The organism is Mycolicibacter acidiphilus (assembly GCF_018455725.1).
Classification (GTDB): Bacteria; Actinomycetota; Actinomycetes; order Mycobacteriales; family Mycobacteriaceae; genus Mycobacterium; species Mycobacterium acidiphilum.
In genome coordinates this window covers 1-3,105 of record NZ_JAHCLR010000104.1, presented here as the reverse complement: position 1 = coordinate 3,105, position 3,105 = coordinate 1, and the positions used below count along the sequence as shown (strand labels likewise).

Sequence of the window (3,105 nt, the reverse complement as noted above, 5' to 3'; positions counted from 1 at the left end):
GGGGCAACGGCGGCGACGGCGGGGCCGGCGGCACCGGCACCTTCCTCAACGGGGGCAGCGGGGCCGGCGGCAACGGCGGTGACGGCGGCAGTTCGGCCAGCCAGCCGCCCACCGACATGTTCGCCTACGGCGCGGCCGGCAATGGCGGCAACGGTGGTGCGGGTGGTGCCGGTGCGGTCGGCGGGAACGGCACCGCCGGGTCCGGTGCGGGCGCCAGTGGCACCGACGGCGACGGTGGTGGCGTCGGTGGCAACGGCGGTAGTGGTGGCAATGGCGGCGTTCTGCTCGGCAGTGGCGGCGCCGCGGGCGCCGGTGGGGCCGGTGGTAACGGCGGCAGCGGCGGCAACGGTGTCGACGGCACGACCGCGACGACCCCGGGCGGGGTGGGCACCCTCGGCGGTAACGGCGGCGCTGGTGGTGTCGGCGGTAACGGTGGCACCGCCGGAACCGCGGGCAAGGCGGCCACCCTGTTCGGCAGCGCCGGTGCGGGTGCCCTCGGCGGGGCGGCTGGGGACGGCGGGGCCGGCGGCAACGCCGGCAACGGCGGTAACGGTGCGGCCGGGGATGCGACCACTCCTGTGGGCGGGGCCGGCGGTGACGGCGGCAACGTCGGGGCCGGCGGTAACGCGGGGACCGCCGGCGCCGGCGGCGCGGCCGGTAGCGCCGGGGCGCTGGGCACCGGCGGCAACGGTGGCAACGGTGGCGCGGGGTATGACGCGGCGACGGATCCGGCGGCGGTGCCGGGGACGGCCGGTGGTGATGGTGGTGCAGCGGGCAACGGCGGCAGTCACGGCAATGGTGGTGTCGGCGGCGCCGGTGGGGACGGCGCGAACGGGTCGGTCGGGGCTAGCGGCCAGAACCCCGGGGACAGCGGGCACCACGGCACCGACGGCGGCAACGGTGGTTCCGGTGGCGCGGGCGGCAAGGGCGGCGCGGTCTCCGGTAGCGGTGGCGCCGGCGGCCAGGGTGGTGAAGCCGGAAACGGCGGCTCCGGCGGCAACGGAGTCGCCGGCGGCGACGGGCAGAACGCCGGTGACGACGGTCAGAACGGTGGGGCCGGTGGATCCGGCGGCAAGGGCGGCGTCGGAGGTTCCGGCGGTGACGGGGGTTCGGCCGCGCACGGCACCGCCGGTGCCAACGGCGACGGCGGCGACGGCGGTGCGGGCGGGAACGCGGGGGCCGGTGCGTCCGGCGGCAACGCTGCCAACGGTGATGCGGCGAATCCGGACGGCGGCAAGGGTGGCAACGGCGGCCTCAACGGCACCGCTGGATCCGGCGGCGACGGCGGCGCGGCGGGCACCGGGGGCGCTACCAACACCGGCGTCGCGGGGGGCAACGGCGGTGCCGGGGCGGCGTCGACCGGGGTGGCCAACGGCGGCAACGGCGGTGACGGCTGGAGTGGCGACCCGATGAACCCCGACGACACCCGCGTCGACGGCGGCAACGGCGGCGCAGGCGGCAACGCCGGCACCATCGGTGACGGAGGTACGGGCGGCACCGGTGGTAACAGCGGGATATTGGGGAATGGCGGGGACGGCGGCGCCGGCGGCACCGGCGGTGTCGACACCGGCAACGGCGGCCACGGCGGGAACGCCGGCAACGGCGCTCCGATCGTCGACGCCGGCAGTGGCGGCAACGGCGGTGCCGGTGGCGCGGGCGGCGCCGCGGGCAACAATGGCAACGGCGGGGACGCCGGCGACGGCGGCACCGGTAACAACGGCGGCGCCGGCGGCATGGGCGGCGCCGGCGGCCACGAGACCGGCAACGGCGGCCACGGCGGTAACGGCGGCAACGCCGACCCGGGCTTCAGCGATGGCGGTGCCGGTGGCGCCGGTGGTGCTGCGGGCAACAACGGCAACGGCGGGGACGCCGGTAACGGCGGTGACGGCATCAACGGCGGCAAGGGCGGTGCCGGTGGCGCCGGCGGCGCCGACACCGGCAACGGCGGTCACGGTGGCAACGGCGGTGCGTCCACAGATTTCGGTGGCAGCGGCGGTGACGGTGGCAACGGCGGCAACGCCGGTAACAACGGTAACGGTGGTGACGCCGGCAACGGCGGGGCAGGTAACGGCAGCGAATTCGCCGGCCCCGGTGGCACCGGCGGCAAGGGCGGTGACGGCGGTCAGCAGACCGGCAACGGCGGCACCGGCGGCAACGGTGGTGCCAACGGCGGATCGGGTGGTGCCGGCGGTGACGCACCCACCGATGGCGACGGCGGCAACGGCGGGGTTGGCCAGGCCGGCGCGGCCGGCGGCAACGGCGGCACCGACATCTTCGGCAACGGAGAAAAGGGTGTGCAGGGCCAGGACGGTGGCGCTGGCGGCGCCGGCGGTGCCGGGGTCGGTGCCGGGCATCACGCCGGCAGCGGCGGAATCGGCGGCGCCGGTGGTAGCGGCGGTAACGGCGGCGACGGAGCGACCGGCGAGGCCGGTGTGGCCGGTGTCAACGGCGGCGCCGGCAGCAACGGCGGGGCCGCCGGTGACGGCGCGGCCGGCGGCAGGGGCGGCGCCGGCGGTGCGGCGGGCACCGCCACCGGCGGCGCGACCACCGGGACGCAGGGTGCTGGGGGTGCCGGTGGCAACGGTGGTGACGCCGGCGTGGCCGGTGACGGTGGCAAGGGTGCTGATGGCACGGCGACCGATCCCGATGGCGGTAAGGGCGGTGACGGTGGTGCGCTGGGCAGCGCCGGTGGTGGTGGTACCGGTGGGACCGGGTCGACACCCGGTGCCGACGGTCACGATGGGGTGGGACCGGTCGGCATCGCCCAGGGCAATGGTGGCGCCGGTGGTAACGGCTACAGCTTCAGCGGCGCTGACGACACCGACAACGGCGCCAGCGGTGGGCAGGGCGGCGCCGGCGGCGACGCCACCGTCGGCGGCGGTGGTGCCGGCGGCGTCGGCGGCAATGGCGGCAACGGCGCGACCGGCACGGCTGGCTTAGTCGGCACGTTCGCCGACAGCGGTACCGGTAACGGCGGTGTGGGCGGGATCGGCGGCGCGGGCGGTGACGGCGGCGCCGGCGGTCTGAACAGCGACGGTCTAACGCAAGCCGCTACCGGTGTGGGTGGCAACGGTGGCACCGGTGGGGTTGGTGGTGGTGGTGCCA

At 77.2% G+C, this 3,105-nt stretch carries 1 pseudogene; it reads left to right on the top strand.

The features are described from left to right. Positions 1–3,105: pseudogene (locus KIH27_RS22875) on the top strand (PE family protein); the annotation flags it as partial.